Source organism: Streptomyces ossamyceticus (assembly GCF_001418475.1).
GTDB classification, from domain to species: domain Bacteria; phylum Actinomycetota; class Actinomycetes; order Streptomycetales; family Streptomycetaceae; genus Streptomyces; species Streptomyces ossamyceticus.
Genome location: NZ_LIQX01000049.1, coordinates 1 through 21,995 on the forward strand (window position 1 = coordinate 1; position 21,995 = coordinate 21,995).

The window sequence follows — 21,995 nt, forward strand, 5'->3', positions numbered from 1 at the left end:
GCCCACGCAGCACAACCCCTACGGGCAGCCGCAGCCCGGTGGCTACCCGCCCGCCGGCTACCCCCAGGCCCCCGCCGCCCCCGGCTCGGGTGGCGCCGGACGCGCCGTGCTCTGGGCTGTGCTGGGCGCGGTGCTGGCCTCGGCCGCGTGGGCCGGAGGCGTCTTCCTCCTGGGCCGCGACGACAAGGCGGACCTGCGCGGATACGAGGCCAAGTCCGAGCTCTGCCGGGAGGTGGAGCACTCCTCGTTCGACGACGAGTACCCGGAGGAGGACTCGAGCCCGGTGAACCAGTCCCTGGAGCACGAGGCCCTCGACCAGAGCTACTGCAGCCTCTCCCTGAAGAAGTCCTCGACCTCCACCCTCTCGGACGCGTACTTCTCCGTGGAACTGGAGCTGCACAAGAAGACCGACCCTGGCCCCGAGTTCACCGCCCGCTGGGCCGAGTACGACCAGCGCTACGACGACTACGAGGTCGAGCGGGTCAGCGGCTTCGGCGACGAGGCGTACCTGGTCACCGAGGACACCACCTCCGGCGGCGACAGCAGCGGCAGCCGCTCGGCCACGCTCGCGGTGCGCGACGGCTGGGTGACGTACGAGATGAGCTGGAGCGCGTACGCGTCGACCTACGACGACGACGCGGCCAGCCTTCCGGAGGTGGCGGAGGTCACCGACTGGCTCAAGACCGACACCACCGCGACGCTGGAGAACCTCAAGGAGATCGACGGGGTCTAGGCCGCGTCTGACGTGCCCCGGCACGGGGACGGCGGAGCACGGCGGAGGCGGGGGCGCGAACGCCCCCGCCTCCTTTCCCTCTCACCCTCACCCGGGTCGGTCACCGGTGGACTTGGCGTAGTCCTTGGCCATCTGTCCGGCGAAGTCGTAGACGACACACTGCTCGTCGCCCACGACCCACGCGTCGTGGCCCGGCGGGCAGACGAAGACGTCGCCCGGCCCCAGCTCGCCCTCACCACCGTCGTCCATGCGGATGTGCATGCGCCCCTGCGCGATGTAGCCGTTGTGGTGGACCTCGCAGCTGTCCGTGCCCGCGATCGGTGCGACCGACTCCGACCAGCGCCATCCCGGTTCGAAGACACCCACGGCGAAGTCGAGCCCCGTGAGGTGGACGGCTTCGAGGTGCCCCCGCGGGAAGTCCCGGCGTTCGTCCGGCTTCTCGACCGTCTTGATCTCCAGCATGGCGGCTCCTTCCGTTCCGTCCCACTCCCCATCGTCCGCCCGTCAAGCCGGGGCCGCCATCCGGGGGACCGGCGGCGCAGGAGATGCCGGGGTGCCGTGCGGACCGTCTAATGAGGGTCGGAGATCGTCCCCAGGGAGAGAGATGAGCGCACGGCGTTCCCACGACAAGGGCGGCGGCAGCAGCCGCACCGGCGGGCTGCGCGGACTCGGCGAGTGGTGCGCCCGGCACTTCGTGATCGTGATCGTCGCCTGGCTGGTGGTGCTGGCGGCCCTCCAGGTTCTCAACCGCTCGTTCGGCGGCGACTACTCGGACAACTTCTCCCTGCCCGGTGTGCAGTCCCAGAAGGGGCTGGACGTCCTGAAGGCGCACGATCCGCAGGCCGGCGGCTACAGCAGCCAGATCGTCGTCCACGACAAGGACAAGCCGCTGACCCAACTCGGCTCCCAGATGTCCGACACGGTCGACGACCTGGAGAAGCTGTCGCACGTGCTGTCGGTGCAGAACCCGCTCACCACGGCCTCCTCACAGTCGGACCAGTCGGACCAGTCGAGCCAGTCCGACCAGTCGAAGCAGCCGAACGTCGGCCCGCTGTCCTCGGACCAGAAGACCGCGTACATCACCATCCGCTTCGACGTGCAGCCGTCGACCCTCCAGGACAGCTACCTCCACGGCGTCGACGACGCGGTGCAGCCGCTGCGGTCCGCGGGCGCCGAGGTCGAGTACGGCGGTCCGCTCGGCGAACTGGCCCGGCCCGCCCCGGACGACCGGGTCAGCGAACTCATCGGCTTCGGCGTGGCGATCGTCGTCCTGCTGATCGGCTTCGGCAGTGTCATCGCGGCCGGTCTTCCCCTGGTGACCGCACTGCTCAGCGTGGTCGGCGGTCTGGCCTGCCTCGGTCTGCTGGCCGCCGCGTTCACCTTCGCCACCGTCTCCCCGACCCTGGCCACCATGATCGGTATCGGCGTCGGCATCGACTACGCCCTGTTCCTGATCACCCGTCACCGGCAGGCCCTCATGGACGGCGCCGACCCGGTGCGGGCCGCCGGCCGGGCCGCCTCCACCAGCGGGCACGCCGTCCTCGTCTCCGGCTGCACGGTGATCGTCGCCCTCGCCGGGCTGTACGCGTCCGGGGTGAGCTTCATCGGCAAGCTGGGGCTCGCCGCCGCGACGACCGTCGTCTCCGCGATCGCCGGCGCCCTCACCCTGCTCCCGGCCCTGCTCGGCCTCATCGGCCGCCGCATCGACCGCTACCACGTGCGCCGTCCCGTCGCGGAGACCGGCGTCCAGGAGGGCGAGGAGATCACCGGGACCTGGCACCGCTACGCCCAGCGCGTGGAGCACCACCCCTGGCGGTTCCTGTCGGCCGGCGTGGTGACGGTGGCGATCCTCGCGATCCCCGTCTTCTCCATGCAGCTCGGTCACATCGGTGACGGCGCCGACCCCACCTCGTTCACCGACCGGCGCGCCTACGACCTGATGACCGACGCCTTCGGGCCCGGCTCCAACGGGCCCCTCACCGTCGTCGTCGACCAGACGTCCGTCCCGTCCTCCGACCGGCAGTCCCTGCAGAGCACCGTGCAGAAGGACCTCGACGACGTGAAGGGCGCGTACGCGGTCACCCCGCTGACCCCCACCCAGGACGGGGACGTCCTGGTCGGCACGGTCTACTCCACGCAGTCCCCGCAGAGCGCCGACACCACGGACCTGGTGAACCGCCTCGTCGACGACACCCTGCCCGGCGCGGTCTCCGGCACCAAGGCCGAGGGCTATGTCACCGGCACCACCGCGTCCCAGGTCGACTTCCGCGACATCGTGGCGAGCCGACTGGCCGTCATCATCGCCGTGGTCGTCGCCCTCGCCTTCCTGATCATCCTCGCCGTCTTCCGCGGTCCGCTCGTCGCGCTGAAGGCGGCGGTCCTCAACGTCCTGTCCATCGGGGCCTCGTACGGGGTGGTCGTCGCGGTCTTCCAGTGGGGCTGGGGCGGCCCGGCGCTCGGCGTCAACGGCAAGGTGCCCATCGAGAGCTACGTCCCGATGATGATGTTCGCCATCATCTTCGGCCTCAGCATGGACTACGAGATCTTCCTCCTCTCCCGTGTCCACGAGGCCTGGCAGCGCACCGGGGACGCCCGCGCCTCCGTCGCGCACGCCCTGGAGATCACCGCGCGCGTCATCACCTGCGCCGCGCTCATCATGGTCAGCGTGTTCGCCGCGTTCATCGTGAGCGACAACATCGTGGTGAAGATGCTCGGCCTCGGCCTCGCCGTGAGCGTCCTGATCGACGCGACGGTCGTCCGCCTGCTCATGGTCCCCGCGGTGATGACCCTGCTCGGCAGCCACGCCTGGTGGACGCCGCGCTGGCTGGACCGCGTGCTGCCGCACATCGACGCGGAGGGGAACACGGCGGAGCGGCCGGCCCCCGTGAAGCAGGGACCGACCGCCTGACCGACCTGTCGCAGAGTGAGGTGACGCTCTGTCAGAAGGTCAGCTTCCAGCTGTTGATGTAACCGGTGTCGAGGCTCGCCACGTCCTGGACGCGCAGCTTCCAGGTGCCCGCGGCGGTCTCGGAGGACGCGTCCACCGTGTACGTCGCGATCACGTCGTCCGCCGAGTCGGAGGACGCGGAGTTCTTCAGCCGGTATGCCGTGCCGTCCGGAGCGACGAGGTCGATGACCAGGTCACCACGCCACGTGTGGACGATGTTCACGTCCACGGTGAGCGGGTTGGACGCGGCCCCCGCCCGGTTGACGTTGATCGGGGACTCGACGGTGGAGTTGTCGGGGATCTGGTAGTCGGCGGTGTTCTCGAAGACCGACTGGTTGCCCTCCTCGTCCACCCGCCAGGCGAAGCTCGCCGTACCGGTCTCGCCGGTGGCGTCGGTCACCGTGATGGTCGGTGTCGAGGTGCCGGCCGCGGTCGGCGTACCCGAGATCCGGCCCGTGGAGGCGTCGATGGACAGCCCGTCCGGCAGACCGCTCGCCGTGTACGACAGGGCGCCGGGGTTGGTGGAGGACGCCTGGACGTCCAGCGTGACGGCCTGACCGACCAGGGAGTACTGGGCCGCCGGCGGGACGACGGTCACACCGTCGAGGATCCGTGCACCGACGTTGATCGCGGCCCAGGCGTTGGCGGTGTTGTTGTAGGTCACCGAGCCGAGCCCGTACAGGTCGGCGGCGGCCTGCAGGGTGGCCGTGCGGGCGCCCGCGTAGTTGGTCGTGGACGTCATGTACGTGGTCAGCGCCCGGAACCAGATCTTCTCGGCCGCGGCCCGGCCTATCGGCGTCACCGGCAGGTTGTCGAAGGTCGGGGAGTCGTAGGAGACCCCGTTGACGACCTTGGTGCCGCTGCCCTCGGAGGCCAGGTAGAACCAGTGGTTGGCCGGACCGGAGGAGTAGTGGACGTCGACGGAGCCGAGCGAGGAGGACCAGTAGTCGCGCGAGGAGCCGTCCTTGCTGGGCTTGTCCATGTACCGCAGCGGCGTGCCGTTGCCGTTGATGTTGATCTTCTCGCCGACCAGGTAGTCCCCGACGTCCTCGGGGTTGCCCGCGGCGAACTCGACGGCGGCGGCGAAGATGTCGGAGGTCGCCTCGTTCAACCCGCCGGACTCACCGCTGTAGTTGAGGTTGGCGGTGACCGAGGTGAGACCGTGCGTCATCTCGTGCGCGGCCACGTCGATCGAGGTGAGCGGGTTGGCGTTGCCCGACCCGTCGCCGTACGTCATGCAGAAGCAGGCGTCCTGCCAGAACGCGTTGACGTAGTTGTTGCCGTAGTGGACCCGGCTGTACGGGGCGACGCCGTCGTTGCGCAGCCCGTTCCTGCCGTGCACGTTCTTGTAGTAGTCCCAGGTCAGCGCCGCGCCGTAGTGGGCGTCCGCGCCGGCCGTCTCCGGGTTGGCGGTGGTCCCGTCGCCCCAGATGTCGTCGGAGCCGCTGAACAGGGTGCCGGTCCCGGACGAGCCGCGGTTGAGGTTGTACGTGCGGTGGTTGCCCCGGTCGGCGTCGGTCAGCGTGTACGACGAGCCGGACTCGCTGGTGCCGAGGGTGACGGTGCCGCTGTAGCGGGTGTTGCCCGTGCCGGTGTGCACACCCTCGTACTCGAACAGCTTCTTGCCGGTCTGCGCGTCGGTGATGACATGCAGTTCGCTCGGGGTGTCGTCGTGCTGGAACCCGCTGACGACGGTCTCGTAGGCGAGGGTGGGCGTGCCCTTCGCGGCCCAGACGACCTTGCGGACGCTGTCCGCCTCGGTCTTGGCCGAGCCCTCGTCCTTGGCCGCCTTGAGCGCCTGCTTCTCGGCCGTGGCCCTGCTGACCGCGGCGCTGAGGTCCGACACCTTCAGCCGGGGCTTGTAGGAACGGGTGACGCTCTCGACCGCGCCGGACTTCGACGCGTGGACGATGAGGTCGCCGCCGAGGACGGGAAGTCCGGCGAAGGTGCGCTCGTAGCGGGTGTGCAGGGTGCCGTCGGCGTCCTTGACGACGTCACGGACCCGAAGCTCCTCCTTGCCGCCCAGGTCGAGGCGGTCGGCGGTGCTGTCCGTGGCCTTCTCGGCCTTGCGGATGAGGCTCTCGCGCTGAGCGGGGCTCAGCTTCGCGGGCAGGGACCCGCGGTCGGGCTTGGCGGCCGCGGGACGGGCGGTGCCTTCGCCGCCGTCGCCGCGGGCGCTTGCCGAGCCGCCCGGTACCGCCACCGCGAGCATCGCTGCCGCGACGACGAGCGTGGCCATGGCCGTTGTACGTCTGTGGGGGGTGGATCTCACGCGAACTCCTTTGCTGCGGCCGACGTTGGACGAACGGCCGTACGAAGGACCCGGCGCACGGATGGGGCGCCGGGTGGTGCAGGGAGAGCTGCGTTGCGGGTGCGCGTGCTCCGTCGTGAGACGGAGTGGGCACAGAGTGACAGATGTGAGCCGCTTATGTCAGGGGCATATCAAGTCTTTGGCCGGAAACTGTTCGATTATCGAGTGGTCGCCGACGGGCTGACCACGGCGGACCCGGAATCGGCCCCCGCGGCGTTCGAGGAGCGGACGGTGCCACCCGGAGGCGACCCCGAGTGCCGTCCGTGCCGTAGGGGGCCCGGCACGGACGGCGGGGCGTGGAGGGACGGCGGGGCGTGGACCTCCGGCGTCAGTCGTCGACGGGGGGCACCTGCGGGCCGTCCTCCAGGGAGTCGGCGTTCCTGAGATGGTCGCGCAACCACTGCTCGGTGTGGTTCACATGCATCAGCGCGGCGGCGTGAGTGAGTACGGCGTCACGGGACGACAGGGCCTCGAAGATCGCCTCGTGTTCCGCGAGGGTGCGCCCCGAGGCCTGGTCGTCCACCAGACCGCGCCAGATACGGGCGCGCAGCGTACGGCCCGAGATGCCCTCCAGCAGGGTGAGCAGCGTCTCGTTGCCCGTGGCCGCGACGACGGCACGGTGGAACGCCGCGTCGTGCGCGTTCAGCTGCTCGACGTCGTCCCGCGCCGCGCGCATGGCGTCCAGATGCCGCTTCACCTCCGCCAGTTGCTCGTCGGTGATCCGGGTGGCGGCGAGGGAGGTGGCGACCGGTTCGAGGAGCCGGCGCACCTCCATCAGGTCCAGCAACGCCACCGTGTCGCCCTGGAGCAGCTCCACCGCGCCACCGAGACCTTCGAGCAGCAGGCTGGGCTGGAGGCTGGTCACATAGGTGCCGTCGCCCCTCCGCACCTCCAGGACACGGGCGACGGCGAGCGCCTTGACGGCCTCGCGCGCCAGGTTGCGCGACAGGCCCAGCTGCGCGGCCAGCTCAGGTTCCGGCGGCAGCTTGGAGCCCGGCGGCAACGCGCCGGTGCGGATCAGCTCGCGGATCTGCTCAATGGCCCGGTCCGTCAGAGACAACGCCCACCCCTTCCGTCTCCGGAGTGTGCTCCGCGCTGTTGCGCGTGGGTACGTCCGGTCTGATCAGTCCCCTGGTGCGAAGATCGTCCCAGAGGCCTTCGGGCACCCGCCGACGGTACAGGTCCACGTTCCGCCTGACCTGCTCCGCGTTCCTCATTCCCAGGGTGACGTTGATGATACTGGGATGGCTGAAGGGGAAGGCGATCGCGGCCGCGGGCAGGGTCGTCCCGTGACGTTCGCAGACCTCGGCGATCTCCCGCGCCCGGGCGACGAGGTGCGGTGGGGCGTCCGCGTAGTCGTACTTCATGCCGGGGGCCGGGCGGTCCCGTGACAGCAGACCCGAGTTGAACACGCCGACGGCGACCACGCTCCGGCCGTGCTCGGCGGCGGCGGGCAGGACGTCGTCGAGGGCGGACTGGTCGAGGAGCGTGTAGCGGCCGGCGAGCATCACGACGTCGGCGGCGGTCTCGCGCAGGAAGCGGGCGAGCATGGCCGACTGGTTCATCCCGGCGCCGATCGCCCCGACGACTCCCTGGTCACGCAGGTCGGCGAGGGCGGGCATGGCCTCGTCGGCGGCCTGCCGCCAGTGCTCGTCGGGGTCGTGGAGGTAGACGATGTCGAGCCGGTCGAGGCCGGTCCGCTCCAGGGTGGCGTCGATGGACCGCAGGACGCCCTCGCGACTGAAGTCCCACGCGCGGCGCAGGTCGTCCCGGACGACGAACCCCTCGCTGTCGACACCCCGCGGCTGTTCGTTGGGCACGAGGAGGCGGCCCACCTTGGAGGAGACGACGTACCGCTCGCGGGGCACGCCCCGCAGAGCGGCTCCGAGGCGCTGCTCGGACAGTCCGAGCCCGTAGTGGGGCGCGGTGTCGAAGTAGCGGAGGCCCGCGTCCAGGGCGGTGTCGACGGCGGCCGTCGCGTCCTGGACCGGCGTGACCCGGTAGAGGTTGCCGATGACGGAGGCACCGAAGCCCAGCTCGGTGACCTCGACGGAGGTGTTCGCGATCCTGCGGTTGCGCACGACGTGCTCCTGGGGGCGGGGGTGCGGAAGGGGCGGGGCGCCGGTCAGCGCCGGACGGCGGCCGAGCCGCCGGCCATGAGCGCCTCGACCTCCGCGAGCGACGCCATGGAGACGTCGCCCGGTGTGGTCATGGCGAGCGCTCCGTGCGCCGTGCCGTAGGCGAGGGCGCGCTCCAGGCCGGTGCCGGCGAGCAGCCCGTGGATGAGACCGGCGGCGAACGCGTCGCCGGAGCCGATGCGGTCCAGGACCTGCAGTCCGGGCAGGTCGGGGCCCGCGACGAAGCCGTCCGTCGGCGACCAGGCCGCCGAGGACCAGTCGTTCACGCCCGCCGACGGCACCGCGCGCAGCGTCGTCGCCAGCACCCGCGCCGACGGCAGCCGGCCGGCGACCTCGGCGAGCGCGTCGGGCACCTCGTCCCGGTCGACCCGCACCGCTCCCGGGTACGGCCCGGCCAGCCCGAGGGCGCCCACGACCACGTCGGCGTGCCGGGCGAGCCGCAGGTCGACCTCGCGGGCCCGGTCGGCACCGCCGCGGCCGGTCCAGAGGCTGGGGCGGTAGTTGGGGTCGTAGGAGACGGTGACGCCGTGGCGGCGGGCGGCGGCCATGGCCTCGTCCGCGACGTCGACGGTGGTGTCGGACAGGCCGGCGAAGATGCCGCCGGTGTGGAACCAGCGGGGCCCGGACGCGAACAGCGTGTCCCAGTCGATGTCGCCCTTGCGCAGCTGGGAGACAGCGGTGTGCGCGCGGTCGCTGACGCCGAGGGCGCCGCGGATGCCGTAGCCGCGCTCGACGAAGTTGAGGCCGTTGCGGGCGGCGCGGCCGATGCCGTCGTCCGGCACCCAGCGGATCAGCGAGGTGTCGACGCCGCCCTGGAGGACGAGGTCCTCGACGAGCCGGCCCACCGCGTTGTCGGCGAGGGCGGTGACGACGGCCGTACGCAGCCCGAAGCAGCGGCGCAGACCGCGTACGACGTTGTACTCGCCGCCGCCCTCCCACACCTGGAAGGTACGGGTGGTGCGGATGCGTCCCTCGCCCGGGTCGAAGCGGAGCATCACCTCGCCCAGGGCCAGCACGTCGATCACCGGGCACTCCTCTCCACGGCCTCGGCGGTCAGCCGGCGGATCCCGGCGAAGTCGGCACGCTCCAGATGGCCCGGCGTGGCCATCCAACTGCCGCCGACGGCGAGGACCGCCGGATGGGCGAGGTAGTCGGACATCCGGTCGAGACCGATGCCGCCCGTGGGCACGAAACGCACCCCGGGGAAGGGCGCGGCCAGCGCCCGCAGCAGCGCGCCCCCGCCGAGCGGTTCCGCGGGGAAGAGCTTGACGGTGTCGAGGCCCGCCGCGAGGGCGCGCATCAGCTCGGTCGCGGTGGCGATGCCCGGCACGACGGGCACCCCCAGCTCGCGGCAGCGCGCGACGACGTCCCCGTCGAAGCCGGGGGAGACGACGAAGCGTGCGCCCGCCGCCACCGCCCGTTCCGCCTGCTCGGCGGTGAGCACGGTCCCGGCACCGACGACCAGGCCACCGTGCGCGGCCATCGTCTTCAGGACCTGCGCCGCGTCCGGCGTGCGAAAGGTGACCTCCGCGCACCGCGCGCCGCCGGCCGTGAGCGCGTCGGCGAGCGGGCCGGCCGTGCCGGGGTCGGGCACGGTCAGCACCGGCAGGATGCGGCAGCCGTCGAGCACGCCCGCGAGGTCGGTGCCGCTCATCGGCCGAGCCATCCGCCGTCGACGGGCAGGGTGGTGCCGTGGATGTAGGCGGCGGCGTCGGAGGCCAGGAAGACGGTGGCCCCGGCGAGGTCGTCGGCGTCGCCCCAGCGTCCGGCGGGGATGCGGTCGAGGATCGCCTTGCTGCGGACGGGGTCGTCCTGGAGGGCCTGGGTGTTGTCGGTGGCGATGTAGCCGGGGGCGATGGCGTTGACGTTGACGCCGTGCGGTGCCCATTCGTTGGCGAGGGCCTTGGTCAGACCGGCGACGCCGTGCTTGGCGGCGGTGTAGCCGGGGACGGTGATCCCGCCCTGGTAGCTGAGCAGAGAGGCGGTGAAGATGACCTTGCCCTGGCCGCGGGCGACCATGGTGGCGCCGACGGCGCGGGTGAGGGCGAACTGGGCGCTCAGGTTGACCTGGAGCACCAACTCCCAGTCCGCGTCGCTGTGCTGGGCGGCCGGGGCGCGGCGGATGGTGCCCGCGTTGTTGACCAGGATGTCCACGGGGCGTTCGCGTCCGGCGAGGTCGGTGCCGAGGGCGCGGACGGCGTCGGGGTCGGCGAAGTCGGTGCGGATGGCTTCGAAGGTGCGGCCTGCGGCGGTGACGTCCTTCTCGACGTCGCTGCCGGATTCCTCCAGGTTGGCGCTCACTCCGACGATGTCCGCTCCGGCGGCGGCGAGGGCACGGGCCATGGCCCGGCCGATACCACGGCGGGCGCCGGTGACGACGGCGAGCTTCCCGGTGAGGTCGAAGGCGCTCATACGGCCACTCCTTGCGTGTCGTCGGAGGTGTCGGTGTCGTCGGTGCAGTCCACGAGGATCTTCATCACGTCGCCGCCGCCCTCCAGGGCCTCGAACGCGGCGGGGGCCTGGGTGAGGGGGACGACCTTGCTGATCAGCCGGTCGGCGGGGATCGTGCCGTCGGCGACCAGGGAGACGGCCTGCTCGAAGTCGCTGCGGTCGTACAGGCGGGCGCCGATGAGGGTGAGTTCGCGCCAGAAGAAGCGGTGCAGGTTCACCTCGCGGGGCCGGGGATGGATGGCGACCAGGCACAGCCGGCCGCGTACTCCCAGTGCCTCGACGGCGGTGTCCACGCCGCCGGCCGCGCCGGACACCTCGAACGCGACGTCGGCGCCCGCGTCGCCGGTCCACGCGCCGACGAGGGCGCCGATGTCGTCGGTGGCCGGGTCCCAGACGGTCAGCCCCAACTCCTGGGCCAGCTTCCGGCGGTGGGCGCTGAGTTCCACCACCCGCACGTCGGCTCCGGCGGCCCGCGCGACCAGGGCGATCAGCACGCCGACCGGTCCTCCGCCGACGACGACGGTCTTCTCGCCGTCGGTGACCCGGGCGCGGCCGACGTCGTGGACGGCGACCGCGGTGGGTTCCACGAGGGCGGCCCGGTCGAGCGGGAGTGTTTCCGGCAGGCGGATCAGGGTGGAGGCGGGTACGGTCCAGCGTTGTTGCATGGCGCCGGGGGAGTCGATGCCGATGAAGTCGAGGTGTTGGCAGATGTGGTGGTGGCCGGCGCGGCAGGCGGGGCAGGTGCCGTCCCAGCGCAGCGGCATCACGGTCACCGCGTCGCCGGGCGCCCAGTCCTCGACTCCGGGGCCGACGCGGAGGACACGGCCGGACATCTCGTGGCCCAGGACGGCGGGTGTGGCGACGCGGGTGTCCATGTCGCCGTGGAAGATGTGCAGGTCGGTGCCGCAGATACCGACGTAGGCGGGGGCCAGCTCCACCTCACCGGGGCCCGGCTCCACGCTCGGTGCGGGAGCCGTGTCCAAGGTACGGGCAGCCGTGTAACGGACGGCGAGGGTCATCGTGTTCCCGGGGTCTCTACGGCGCGGACGCCGATGGTCAGCAGCAGATTGGCGTAGGTGCGGACGTCGGCGGTGACGACGGCCAGCGCGAGGTCGGGGGAGCGGGCGGCGTCGTAGAACGCGAACCGGTCGAGGGTCTCCACCGGGGCGGGGGCCAGACGCGCGCGGTACTCGGCGATGGCCGGCGGTTCCGGTTCGCCCTCGGGCGGCACCATCACCTGGGCCGACTCCACGGGCAGCGCGGTCAGCAGGACGTCGAGGACGGTGGTGACGTCCAGCAGCCCGGGGGCCAGGTTCAGATGCACGGTCCTGGCGCGGTCGCCGGTGGCGGTGCTCGCCGGGTAGTGGCCGTCGGCGAGCAGCACACGGGCCCCGTGGCCGGCGCCGGCCAGCGCTTCGAGGATGCCCGGGTGCAGCAGATCGGTCAGGAGCACGGTGTCCTCTCCTTCCTCTCGGGAGCGGGCGGTTCAAGGGGGTCGAGGCGGTAGAAGGCGGTCGCGGTGCCGGCCAGGATCGCCTCCGTCTCGGTCGCGGAGCAGCCGCCGAGCAGTTCCTCGACGGTCGCCGCCCAGGCGTTCCAGCCGCCGGCGAGGACACAGACCGGCCAGTCCGAGCCGAACATCAGCCGGTCGGGGCCGAAGACGGAGAGCAGCAGCTCCCACACCAGGCGGATGTCGTCGGTCGTCCACGTCCGGTGGGCGGCCTCCGTGACCAGACCGGAGACCTTGCACCGCACCTGCGGATGGGCGGCGAGCCGTCTCAACCCCTGCTCCCAGGCACCGAGTTCACCCGAGGCGATGGGTGGTTTGCCCGCGTGGTCGAGGACGAGCGGCAGATCGGGGAGACGCTCGGCCAACCGCACCGCCTGATCGAACTGATGATCACGAATGAGGATGTCGTACGCCAGCCCGCGCTCCCGCACCGTACCCAACGCCCGCTCCACGGCAGGCTGTTGCAGCCATTGCGGGTCGGACTCGCCCTGGACGAGGTGGCGTACGGCCCGCAGATACTCGCCACCGGGGCCGGCCCGCAGCTCGTCGAGGACGTCGCCGACAGCCGGTGCGGTCAGGTCGACCCAGCCGACGACCGCGCCGACCAGGGGGTCCCCCTCGGCCAGCGCGAGGAGTTCTCGGGTCTCCGGCACGGACGTGACGCACTGGACGACGACGGTGCGCCGCAGCCGCCGCCCGGCGATCGACCGGGTCGCGGCCGCCCGCAGGTCGTCCGTGCCGAAGGTCCGGTGGATCGGCGCGTGGCCGGGCTCGCTCAGCCAGGGCTGGGGACGACGGTCGAGGTCCCACACATGGTGGTGGGCGTCGACCAGCCCGGGCACATCAGACACGGGCCGACCAGACGGGGCCGTCGGGGTAGGTGTACTCCTTGAGGGAGGCGGGATGCATCTGCGCGCCGAGCCCCGGCAGCGTCGGCGCCAGGTAGTGGCCGTCGGCGATGCGCACCGGGTCGACGAAGTGCTCGTGCAGATGGTCGACGTACTCGATGACGCGGTCCTCGGTGGTGCCGGAGACGGCGACGTAGTCGAACATCGACAGGTGCTGGACCATCTCGCACAGGCCCACTCCGCCGGCGTGCGGGCACACCGGTACGCCGAACTTCGCGGCGAGCAGCAGGATCGCGAGGTTCTCGTTGACCCCGCCGACCCGCGCGGAGTCGATCTGCACGATGTCCACCGCCTCCGCCTGGAGGAGCTGCTTGAACACGACCCGGTTGGCGACGTGCTCGCCGGTGGCGACCTTGATGGGGCCGAGCGCCTTGCGGACGGCGGCGTGGCCGAGGATGTCGTCGGGGGAGGTGGGCTCCTCGATCCAGTACGGGTCGTAGGGGGCCAGCTCGCGCATCCAGTCGATGGCGGGCTGGACGTCCCACCGCTGGTTGGCGTCGACGGCGATGCGGATGTCGGCGCCGACGGTCTCGCGGGCGGTGCGCATGCGCCGAATGTCGTCCTGGAGGTCCGCGCCGACCTTCAGCTTGATCTGGGTGAAGCCGTCGGCGACGGCCTCGCGCGCCAGGCGGGACAGCTTCTCGTCGGAGTAGCCCAGCCAGCCGGGGGTGGTGGTGTAGGCGGGGTAGCCCCGCTCCAGCAGGTGGGCGATCCGCTCCTCGCGGCCGGACTCGGCGCTGCGCAGGATCTCCAGCGCCTCCTCGGGGGTGAGGGCGTCGCTGAGCCAGCGGAAGTCGACCTGCGCGACCAGTTCCTCGGGCGTCATCTCGGCGAGGAAGCGCCACACGGGCTTCCCGGCACGCTTGGCGGCGAGGTCCCAGGCCGCGTTGACGACGGCCCCGGTCGCCATGTGGATGGCGCCCTTCTCCGGGCCGAGCCAGCGCAGTTGCGGGTCGTGGACGAGGGAGCGGGAGAACGCGCCCAGATCGGCGCAGAGTTCCTCGACGGGAAGGCCCACCACGTACGGGGCGAGGGCCGCGATGGCGGCGGCCTGGACATCGTTGCCGCGGCCGGTGGTGAAGGCCAGGGCGTGCCCCTCCAGCCCGTCGCCGGCGTCGGTGCGCAGGACGACGTACGCGGCGGAGTAGTCGGGCTCGGGGTTCATCGCGTCCGACCCGTCCAGGTGCTCGGACGTCGGGAAACGTACGTCCAGCACCTCGAGGGCGGTGACGCGGGCGGCAGCCGGGGAAGCGGACGGGACGGATTGCATGACGGCAACTCCTGTGAGGGGCGGGGTACTTACGGGCGGCCCCGCGTGACGGGAACGGGGGCCGGAGGCGGAGTGCGGCGGCCGGTGCGGCCGCCGGGTCACTCCTGGACCTTGCCGCCCGTGATGCGGGAGATGGTCAGCGCGACCAGGATGATCAGGCCGTTGAGGGCGCCGATCCACTGGGCGGGCACGCCGGCCAGGGTGAGCACGTTCTGGATCATGAAGAGCAGGAGGATGCCGCTGAAGGCGCCGAACATGGTGCCCTTGCCGCCGTTGAGGCTGATCCCGCCGATGACGGCGGCGGCGAAGACGGTGAAGATGTAGCCGTTGCCCTGTGCGGACGCGACCGAGGCGAGACGCCCGGAGAGCATCAGCCCGGCGAGCGCGGCGAGCACGCTGCCGGAGACGATGACGATCCACAGCACCCGGTCGGTGCGGATGCCCGCCGCCTTCGCCGCGTCGACGTTGCCGCCGATGGCGTACAGCGACCGGCCGAAACCGGTCCAGCCGAGGACGACGATCGCGACGGCGAACAGCAGCAGGCAGATCCAGATCGACGCGGGCACCCCGAACCACGCGGCGGTGCCGAGGTAGAGCATCGACTCCGGCAGCTGGAAGAAGGTCTGGCCGCCGGAGATGCCGGTGAGGACTCCGCGCAGCACGATCAGCATGCCGAGGGTGACGATGAAGCCGTTGAGGCCGAACCGGATGATCAGCAGGGCGTTGATCACCCCGACGAGCGCGCCCACGGCGAGGGTGACGGGCACGGCCCAGGCGCCGGGCAGCAGTCCGAGTCCGTGGCCGGCGCCGGTCGGCACGACCAGCCAGGCCGCGACTCCGGGCGCGAGGCCCATGGTGGACTCCAGGGACAGGTCCATCTTCTTGACGATCAGGATCATCGTCTGGGCGAGGACCAGCAGGGCCATCTCGGACATCGTCTGCAGGACGTTGACGAGGTTGTCGGCCTGGAGGAAGACCGGGTTCACGATCTGTCCGACGATCGCGATGACCACGATGGCCGGGACCAGCGCGAGGTCGCGCATCCGGGCCAGGGGGATGCGGCCGCCGAGCAGCGCGGTCCGCCGGGGCCGGGGCGCGGGCGCCTCGGTCGCGGCGGTGTCCGCGAGGACGGTTTCTGGCATCACGTCAGGCATGCAGGTCCACTCCTTCCATCGCGGCCACGAGTTCGTGGTCGTGCCAGCCGCGGGCGATCTCTGAGGTCACACGGCCCTGGAACATCACCAGGACCCGGTCGCACATGCGCAGGTCGTCGAGTTCGTCGGAGGCGATGAGCACCCCCGTGCCGGTCTCCGCGGTCTCCTCGACCTTGCCGAGGAGGAACTCCTTGGAGCGCACGTCCACGCCCGCGGTCGGATTGATCAGCACCAGCAGGCGGGGGTCGTCGGCGAGGGCCCGGGCCATGACGACCTTCTGCTGGTTGCCCCCGGACAGCGCGGACACGGGCAGGTCGGGTCCGGGTGTCTTGATCGCCAGTTTCTCGATCATGCCTTCGGCGAGCCGGTCCCGGCGGCCCCGGCTGAGGAACCCGGCCTGGCCGAGCCGCTGCGGTACGGACAGGGTGGCGTTGTCCGCGATCGACATGTCCGGTACGAAGCCCTGGTGGTGCCGGTCCTGGGGGACGAACCCGGCGCCGGCGGCGAGCGCCGCGGGCACGCTGCCCGGCCGGGGGCGCCGCCCGGCGATCTCCACCTCGCCCGCCGCCGCGGCCCTCAGGCCGACGACGGTCTCGGCGACCTCGGTGCGTCCGCTGCCGGCGGCGCCCGCGAGCCCGACGATCTCGCCCGCCCCGACCCGGAGAGTGACACCGTCGTAGCCGTCGCCCCGCAGGGCGTTGAGGTGCAGCGCGGCGGGGGCGGTGGCGTCGAGGGTCGTGGACCGTTCCGCGGCCAGGTCGGTCGCGGCCTCGCCGGTCATGGCGGCGACGAGGTCGGCCCGGGCGAGGTCCGCGACCGGCGCCGTCACGATGTGCCGGGCGTCGCGGAAGACCGTCACCATGTCGCAGATCTCGTAGATCTCCTGGAGGTGGTGGCTGATGAAGAGGAAGGTGACGCCCTGGCGTTGCAGATCGCGGATACGGTCGAAGAGGCGGTTGATGGCGGCACCGTCGAGTTGCGCGGTCGGCTCGTCGAGGATGATGAACCGCGCCCCGAAGGACAGGGCCCGCGCGATCTCCACGAACTGCCGCTGCTCGACGCTCAGTTCCCCGGCGGGGGTCTGCGGGTCGACGTCCACCGACCAGGTCGACAGCAGTTCCTGCGCGCGGCGCCGGGTGGCCTGCCAGCTGATGAGCCGGCCGCGGGCCCGGTCGTGCCGGTTCAGGAAGAGGTTCTCGGCGACCGTCAGGGTGGGGATGATGGTCGACTTCTGGTAGACGCAGGCCACCTGGCGCCGCCAGGCGTCCCGGTCGCTGAGCCGGGGAGCGGGTCGGCCGCCGAAGGTCACCGTTCCCTCGTCGGGGGCCTGGAGACCGGTCAGGACCGACACCAGGGTCGACTTTCCGGCTCCGTTGCGGCCGACGAGGGCGTGGGTCTCGCCGGGCCGGATGGTGATCCGGGCGCCGTCGAGGGCCACGGTCGGCCCGAATCGTTTGACTATGCCCGCCGCCTCGACGACGGGCGGGTCCGAGGGGGCCCGTCCGCCGTCCGCCGGGGCGGGCGCGGGGGTGACTGTCCGCTCCCCGTCGCTCATCTCAACCGCCTTGTTCTCGTCAGCCTTCGCGTTCGGGTGAGGGGTCAGCCGAGGTTGTTGCCCCACAGGGACGTGTCGTCGCTCTTGACGCTGGGCACACCGCCGTAGGAGCCGCCGTCGGCCGTGACGAGCGGGGCCGACAGCTGGTCCTCCAGCAGGCCGTCGCGGACCTTGATGATGGTGCTGTCGTGGTCGGTCTTGCCGGGCTTGAACGTCTTCCCGTCGATCGCGGCCTTCAGGTAGTACAGGGCGTACTTGGCGTACAGGTCGGCCGGCTGGGACACCGTGGCGTCGATCTTGCCCGCGGCTATGGACTTCAGCTCCTCGGGGATGCCGTCGTTGGACACGACGAACACGTGCTTCTTGTCCTTCGGGTCCACCAGCAGACCCTTCTGCTTGAGGACCTGGAGCGTCCCGGACAGCGCGAAGCTGGACTGCATGTAGATGCCCTTGATGTCCGGGTGCTGGGTCAGCCGGGTCTGGAGCTTCTGTGCGGCGACGGCGCCGTCCCAGTTGGTGGCCTCGCCGAACACTGTGATGTCCGGGTAGTTCTTCTTCATGCAGTCGTTGAACGCCTCGGTGCGGTCACGGCCGTTGATGGAGTCCAGACCGCCCTGGAGCATCACGACCTTGCCCTTGCCGCCGAGCTTCGTGCCGAGGAACTGGCAGGCCTTCTCGCCGTAGGCGCGGTTGTCGGCGCGCACCACCATGAACACCTTGCCGCTGTCGGGGCGGGTGTCGACGGTGACGACGGGGATCTTCTTCGCCTCCAGCTGCGCCAGGCTCGGGGCGATGGCGGCGGTGTCCTGCGGGGCCATCGCGAGGCCCTTGACGCCCTGGCTGATGAAAGTCTGCGCGTTGGCGGTGAGCTTGGCGACGTCGTTCTGCGAGTTGGTGGTCTTCAGATCCAGTCCCAGCTCCTTGGCGTACTCCGGCGTGTACTTGATGTACGAGTTCCAGAAGTCGGTGTCGGAGCGCGGGTAGTCGACGCCGACCAGCGGCTTGTCACCCGACGCCGAGGAGTCGGTGGAACCGCTGCCGCACGCGCTGAGGAGCGCCAGTGCGGACAGGGCGGATACGGCGGAACAGAGGGCTGTTCTGAGTCTCATGAGGGTTTCCTCGCGCTGGTCCCGTAGCGGGAGACGTTTCGCCTCGACGACATCCGATATCGCGGCGGAGTAGAGATGGGATGTCTTTATAGGCTCGTTCCGGCCCGGCTGTCCAGTCTCTTGCGTAACTCCTGAGAAACGAGCAGTTCAGAGGGTGGCCTGATGGTGGGGGTGACCTGGAGGCCGCAAGATCCATCCCATGAATGCGACTGGTGGGTCCTCGCGGACGCGCAGGGGCCAGAGGTGAATACATACCATGTCTACGTATGTGCATAGTGCAGCAAAGCGGGATATTCCAGGGCGATATCGCCTCCCTCTCGTGCTTTTCATCCCTGCACGCCGGTTGACATCGCGAGGCGACGTGCTCGACCTTCGTGCGTGTTCCCCTCGCGTTCCCCCCTCCCCCCTCCGCATCAGGGATGTGACCATGTCGAGTTCGATCAGCAGACGCCGGCTCCTGGCCGGGGCCACCTGGGTGGCCGCCGCGGTCGTCGCCGGAGGCGTCCTCGGCGCCGGCGTGGCCCAGGCGGCGCCGAGCACCTACACGCCCGACTGGGATTCGGTCGACCAGCACCCGCCGGCCCCCGAGTGGTTCCAGGACGCGAAGTTCGGCATCTACTTCCACTGGGGCGTCTTCAGCGTCCCGGCCTTCGGCAACGAGTGGTACCCGCGCAACATGTACCGGGCCGGCGACTCCGCCAACCAGCACCACATCGCGACCTACGGCCAGCCCTCGGCGTGGCCGTACCACAACTTCATCAACGGTGCTCAGGACCTGGCGGGCAACTTCGTGAAGTTCGCGCCGAAGCTGAAGTCCGCCGGCGGCAAGTTCGACCCCGAGGAGTGGGTGCAGCTGTTCGTCGACGCCGGGGCCAGGTTCGCGGGCCCGGTCGCCGAGCACCACGACGGTTTCTCCATGTGGGACAGCCAGGTCAACGAGTGGAACTCGGTGAAGAAGGGCCCCGGCCTCGACCTGCTGGGCCTCTTCTCCACGGCCGTCCGCGCCAAGGGCCTCAAGCTGCTGGTGGCCATGCACCACGCCTTCCACTACAACGGCTTCTACGAGTTCGCCCCCGCCCAGACGGACCCCAGCCTCAAGAAGTTCTACGGGCAACTGGGCGCGGCGGCGGAGAACCAGCTCTGGTTCGACAAGCTCAAGGAGGTCATCGACCGCGCGAAGCCCGACATCCTGTGGCAGGACTTCAAACTGGACGCCGTCGACGAGCAGCAGCGCCTGAAGTTCCTGGCCTACTACTACAACCAGGCCAACAGCTGGGGCCGTGAGGTCGTCGCCACCTACAAGGACGGCATGAACGGCAAGGGCGAGGTCTTCGACTACGAGCGCGGCGGCCCGGCCGACCTCACCACCCCGTACTGGCTGACCGACGACAGCATCTCCAACAGCAGCTGGTGCTACACACAGGGCATCGGCTACTACAGCATCAAGCAGATGCTGCACGCGTTCATCGACCGGGTCAGCAAGAACGGCAACATGCTGCTCAACATCGCGCCGATGGCCGACGGCACCATCCCGCAGGCGCAGAAGGACATCCTGCTCGGCATCGGCGACCACCTGAAACGCTTCGGCGAGTCGATCTACGCGACCCGCGCCTGGACGGTCTACGGCGAGGGCCCGACGAAGATGGGCGGTGGTTCCTTCACCAACCCGACGGCCGGCACGGCGCAGGACATCCGCTTCACCCGCAACAAGGCCGACAACGTCCTGTACGCCACCGTCCTGGGCTGGCCCGGCAGTTCGCTGACCATCAAGACGCTCAGCTCGGACCGCATCAACCTCTCCTCGCTGACCTCGGTGAAACTGCTCGGCTCCACCGCCGGTACCACCATCGACCTGCCCACCCCCACGCAGAACTCCTCCGGCCTCACGGTCGCCCTGCCGTCCTCCGCGCCCTACAGCGCCAACGCCTACGTCCTGAAGCTCTCCTTCTCCGGCACCATCCCCGGCATGGCGCCGCTCGCCGGCGCCGTCACCTTCTCGGACGTCAACTACCAGGGCAAGTCGGCCCCGTTCGCCCTCGGCGACTACACCGCGGCCGACCTGACCGCGGCCGGACTGGGCACACGCACCCTCTCCTCCCTCCGCCTGAGCCCCGGCCACCAGGTGATCGGGTACTCGGGGGACAACTTCACCGGCACCTCCTGGACGTTCACCGCCGACAACCCCGACCTGCGGAACACCGGCAACAACGACCAGATCACCTCCCTGAGGGTCCAGTTCAACCCGGCGAGGTACTTCCGGATCACCAACGTCACCAACGGCCTGGCCCTGGACAGCGGCGGCGACGTCGCCTCCGGGTCCAACCTCAAGCAGTGGACGTGGGACGGCCACAACAACCTCCAGTGGCACGCCGAGCCGATCGCGGGCGGCTACTACCGGCTGGTCAACCGCACCAACGGCATGGTCGCCGACGGCTGGGGCGCCACCTCCGACGGCTCCACCGCCAGACAGGCCCCCTGGAACGGCAGCCCCAACCAGCAGTGGAAGATCACGAACCGGGGCGGTGACCGCCACACCGTCGCCAACCGCGCCACCGGCCTGGTCCTCGACGGAGGGGGCAACGTCTCCTCCGGCTCCGTCGCCAAGCAGTGGACCTCAGGCGGCAGCACCAACCTCCAGTGGACCTTCACGGCCCTCTGACCGGTCGGACGGCTCCCGCGCACGAACCCCGGCCGACAGGCGGGGGTTCCCCCGCCGATCGGCGGAGTGACGGAGAGCCGCCGGCGCGATGGGATGGGTCAGGCCGCGCACACGAGCGGCCGGAACACGGAAGATCCCCCCACACCGCCGGCGTGAAGCGGCAGAGGACACCGGCCCCTGAGCGGACGTCCTCCTGACACCGGCGGGCGCCCCTCCGCCGCCCCCGGGCGGAGGGGCCTTCCCCCGTTTCCACGGGCCGACCACGACGGACGGGCCCCCGGCGCACCACGCCGGGGGCCCGCGGCCGTCAGTGTCCGGCGTCGGCGCACCGGACTCGGTCCGGTGCGCACCGGCGGCCGGCCCCTGAGGTCAGGGCGTGCCGCCCATCGTGGTGAGCGCGGACCGGTACGCCTGCTTCTTGTTGCCGCCGCGGTCGAACAGCAGCGGGTTCTCGCCGCTGCGCCACGAGTCGCTGTCGCGGATGCCCCACACCGTGATGCCGGTGCAGCGCGCCACGTTCAGACAGGCCCTGACCGTGTTGGCGTACCCGTTCGCCGGGGCCTGAGCGATGTCCAGCTCGGTGATCTGCACGTCCACCCCGAGAGCGGCGAAGCTCGACAGCGTCGTCTGGAAGCTGCCGGGAGGGCCGCCCGCACCGAAGTGGGACTGGAGACCCACGCAGTCGATGGGCACGCCGCGCGCCTTGAAGTCGCGCACCATGCGGTAGACGCCCTGCGTCTTCGCCGCGTTCCAGTCCTCGATGTTGTAGTCGTTGTAGCAGAGCTTGGCCGACGGGTCGGCGGACCGGGCCGTGCGGAACGCCTCCTCGATGAAGCCGGTGCCCAGCACGTCACGGAAGACCGAGCTGCGCATCTGGCCGCTGCCGCCGTCGGCGAAGGCCTCGTTGACCACGTCCCAGGAGTGGATGCGCCCCTTGTAGCGGCCCGCCACGGTGGTGATGTGGTTGTTCATCACGCTGCGCAGCGTGTTGGCGTCCCTGATGGAGTTGACCCAGCCGGGCAGCTGGGAGTGCCACACCAGGGTGTGACCGCGCACCTTCTGGCCGCGGGACGCCGCGCGGTTCACGATCTGGTCGGCGGAGCCGAAGGTGAACTGGCCGCGGTTGCGCTCGGTGACGGCCAGTACACCGGCATCCTGGACCGCGAGTTCAACCAGGTCACCCCCGAGAACGAGATGAAGTGGGACGCGACCGAGCGCAACCGCGGCCAGTTCACCTTCGGCTCCGCCGA

General features: G+C 70.8%; 18 protein-coding genes and 1 pseudogene. 4 read left to right on the forward strand and 15 right to left on the reverse strand.

The features are described 5' to 3' along the window. Nucleotides 1–733: hypothetical protein (locus AOK15_RS04575; protein WP_055513013.1), on the forward strand; the 733-nt coding region annotated here is incomplete at its 5' end. Nucleotides 734–820: 87 nt separating this feature from the next. Here AOK15_RS04575 and AOK15_RS04580 read toward each other — a convergent pair. Continuing rightward, nucleotides 821–1,195 (reverse strand): cupin domain-containing protein, encoded by a 375-nt coding sequence (locus tag AOK15_RS04580; protein ID WP_055513015.1) that lies wholly within the window; start codon nucleotides 1,193–1,195, stop codon nucleotides 821–823. 142 nt (nucleotides 1,196–1,337) lie between these two features. Here AOK15_RS04580 and AOK15_RS04585 point away from each other — a divergent pair, with 142 nt between their 5' ends. Further along, nucleotides 1,338–3,641 (forward strand): MMPL family transporter, encoded by a 2,304-nt coding sequence (locus AOK15_RS04585; RefSeq protein ID WP_055513017.1) that lies wholly within the window; start codon nucleotides 1,338–1,340, stop codon nucleotides 3,639–3,641. A gap of 31 nt (nucleotides 3,642–3,672) precedes the next feature. Here AOK15_RS04585 and AOK15_RS04590 read toward each other — a convergent pair whose 3' ends face one another. The 13 genes from AOK15_RS04590 to AOK15_RS04650 all read right to left on the reverse strand — a co-directional run bounded on the left by AOK15_RS04590 (nucleotide 3,673) and on the right by AOK15_RS04650 (nucleotide 18,086). Next, nucleotides 3,673–5,952, reverse strand: coding sequence for a M4 family metallopeptidase (locus AOK15_RS04590; RefSeq protein WP_055513019.1), 2,280 nt, complete (start codon nucleotides 5,950–5,952; stop codon nucleotides 3,673–3,675). Between the two features lie 367 nt (nucleotides 5,953–6,319). After that, entirely contained in the window at nucleotides 6,320–7,051 is a 732-nt protein-coding gene (locus AOK15_RS04595; RefSeq protein ID WP_055513021.1) for a FadR/GntR family transcriptional regulator, read from the reverse strand. Next, nucleotides 7,026–8,072, reverse strand: a complete 1,047-nt coding sequence (locus tag AOK15_RS04600; RefSeq protein WP_079058305.1) for an aldo/keto reductase — start codon at nucleotides 8,070–8,072, stop codon at nucleotides 7,026–7,028. Before AOK15_RS04600 ends, AOK15_RS04595 begins: the two co-directional genes overlap by 26 nt. Before the next feature lie 44 nt (nucleotides 8,073–8,116). After that, complete coding sequence (locus AOK15_RS04605; RefSeq protein WP_055513023.1) at nucleotides 8,117–9,154, reverse strand: sugar kinase; 1,038 nt, start codon at nucleotides 9,152–9,154, stop codon at nucleotides 8,117–8,119. Then, complete coding sequence (locus AOK15_RS04610) at nucleotides 9,151–9,783, reverse strand: bifunctional 4-hydroxy-2-oxoglutarate aldolase/2-dehydro-3-deoxy-phosphogluconate aldolase (protein WP_055513025.1); 633 nt, start codon at nucleotides 9,781–9,783, stop codon at nucleotides 9,151–9,153. The genes AOK15_RS04605 and AOK15_RS04610 overlap by 4 nt, the downstream gene beginning before the upstream one ends. Next, nucleotides 9,780–10,541: an SDR family oxidoreductase gene (locus tag AOK15_RS04615; protein ID WP_055513027.1), complete on the reverse strand. Its 762-nt coding sequence runs from the start codon at nucleotides 10,539–10,541 to the stop codon at nucleotides 9,780–9,782. Before AOK15_RS04615 ends, AOK15_RS04610 begins: the two co-directional genes overlap by 4 nt. Next, nucleotides 10,538–11,599, reverse strand: coding sequence for a zinc-dependent alcohol dehydrogenase (locus AOK15_RS04620; RefSeq protein WP_055513029.1), 1,062 nt, complete (start codon nucleotides 11,597–11,599; stop codon nucleotides 10,538–10,540). The genes AOK15_RS04615 and AOK15_RS04620 overlap by 4 nt, the downstream gene beginning before the upstream one ends. Beyond that, a complete protein-coding gene (locus AOK15_RS04625) occupies nucleotides 11,596–12,033 on the reverse strand; it encodes an RbsD/FucU domain-containing protein (protein WP_055513031.1) in 438 nt (145 codons plus the stop codon). Before AOK15_RS04625 ends, AOK15_RS04620 begins: the two co-directional genes overlap by 4 nt. Beyond that, entirely contained in the window at nucleotides 12,024–12,941 is a 918-nt protein-coding gene (locus AOK15_RS04630; RefSeq protein ID WP_055513033.1) for an amidohydrolase family protein, read from the reverse strand. Before AOK15_RS04630 ends, AOK15_RS04625 begins: the two co-directional genes overlap by 10 nt. Beyond that, the gene (locus tag AOK15_RS04635) at nucleotides 12,934–14,268 is read right to left on the reverse strand and encodes an L-fuconate dehydratase (protein WP_055513036.1); all 1,335 of its coding nucleotides are present in this window, start codon (nucleotides 14,266–14,268) and stop codon (nucleotides 12,934–12,936) included. The genes AOK15_RS04630 and AOK15_RS04635 overlap by 8 nt, the downstream gene beginning before the upstream one ends. A gap of 98 nt (nucleotides 14,269–14,366) precedes the next feature. After that, nucleotides 14,367–15,410, reverse strand: coding sequence for an ABC transporter permease (locus AOK15_RS04640; protein WP_055513047.1), 1,044 nt, complete (start codon nucleotides 15,408–15,410; stop codon nucleotides 14,367–14,369). A 4-nt stretch (nucleotides 15,411–15,414) separates the two neighbouring features. Further along, nucleotides 15,415–16,977: a sugar ABC transporter ATP-binding protein gene (locus tag AOK15_RS04645; protein ID WP_055513038.1), complete on the reverse strand. Its 1,563-nt coding sequence runs from the start codon at nucleotides 16,975–16,977 to the stop codon at nucleotides 15,415–15,417. 44 nt (nucleotides 16,978–17,021) lie between these two features. Next, a complete protein-coding gene (locus AOK15_RS04650) occupies nucleotides 17,022–18,086 on the reverse strand; it encodes a sugar ABC transporter substrate-binding protein (RefSeq protein ID WP_055513039.1) in 1,065 nt (354 codons plus the stop codon). Between the two features lie 427 nt (nucleotides 18,087–18,513). On the opposite strand from AOK15_RS04650, the gene AOK15_RS04655 reads away from it, so the two are divergent. Continuing rightward, nucleotides 18,514–20,745: an alpha-L-fucosidase gene (locus AOK15_RS04655; RefSeq protein WP_055513041.1), complete on the forward strand. Its 2,232-nt coding sequence runs from the start codon at nucleotides 18,514–18,516 to the stop codon at nucleotides 20,743–20,745. Nucleotides 20,746–21,117: 372 nt separating this feature from the next. Here AOK15_RS04655 and AOK15_RS04660 read toward each other — a convergent pair. Continuing rightward, nucleotides 21,118–21,879 (reverse strand): annotated as a pseudogene (locus AOK15_RS04660) (glycoside hydrolase family 10 protein); the annotation flags it as partial. On the opposite strand from AOK15_RS04660, the gene AOK15_RS04665 reads away from it, so the two are divergent. Then, the coding region (locus AOK15_RS04665) for an endo-1,4-beta-xylanase (RefSeq protein ID WP_055513043.1) at nucleotides 21,790–21,995 on the forward strand (206 nt) is incomplete at its 3' end. The pseudogene AOK15_RS04660 and the gene AOK15_RS04665 overlap by 90 nt on opposite strands.

What these genes read in the sequence shown, in the direction of transcription:
- AOK15_RS04635 (WP_055513036.1), bottom strand. Translation starts at nt 14,268, where the DNA reads ATGCAATCCGTCCCGTCCGCTTCCCCGGCTGCCGCCCGCGTCACCGCC.
- AOK15_RS04580 (WP_055513015.1), bottom strand. Translation starts at nt 1,195, where the DNA reads ATGCTGGAGATCAAGACGGTCGAGAAGCCGGACGAACGCCGGGACTTC.
- AOK15_RS04645 (WP_055513038.1), bottom strand. Translation starts at nt 16,977, where the DNA reads ATGAGCGACGGGGAGCGGACAGTCACCCCCGCGCCCGCCCCGGCGGAC.
- AOK15_RS04620 (WP_055513029.1), bottom strand. Translation starts at nt 11,599, where the DNA reads ATGACCCTCGCCGTCCGTTACACGGCTGCCCGTACCTTGGACACGGCT.
- AOK15_RS04640 (WP_055513047.1), bottom strand. Translation starts at nt 15,410, where the DNA reads ATGCCAGAAACCGTCCTCGCGGACACCGCCGCGACCGAGGCGCCCGCG.
- AOK15_RS04650 (WP_055513039.1), bottom strand. Translation starts at nt 18,086, where the DNA reads ATGAGACTCAGAACAGCCCTCTGTTCCGCCGTATCCGCCCTGTCCGCA.
- AOK15_RS04610 (WP_055513025.1), bottom strand. Translation starts at nt 9,783, where the DNA reads ATGAGCGGCACCGACCTCGCGGGCGTGCTCGACGGCTGCCGCATCCTG.
- AOK15_RS04615 (WP_055513027.1), bottom strand. Translation starts at nt 10,541, where the DNA reads ATGAGCGCCTTCGACCTCACCGGGAAGCTCGCCGTCGTCACCGGCGCC.
- AOK15_RS04585 (WP_055513017.1), top strand. Translation starts at nt 1,338, where the DNA reads ATGAGCGCACGGCGTTCCCACGACAAGGGCGGCGGCAGCAGCCGCACC.
- AOK15_RS04655 (WP_055513041.1), top strand. Translation starts at nt 18,514, where the DNA reads ATGTCGAGTTCGATCAGCAGACGCCGGCTCCTGGCCGGGGCCACCTGG.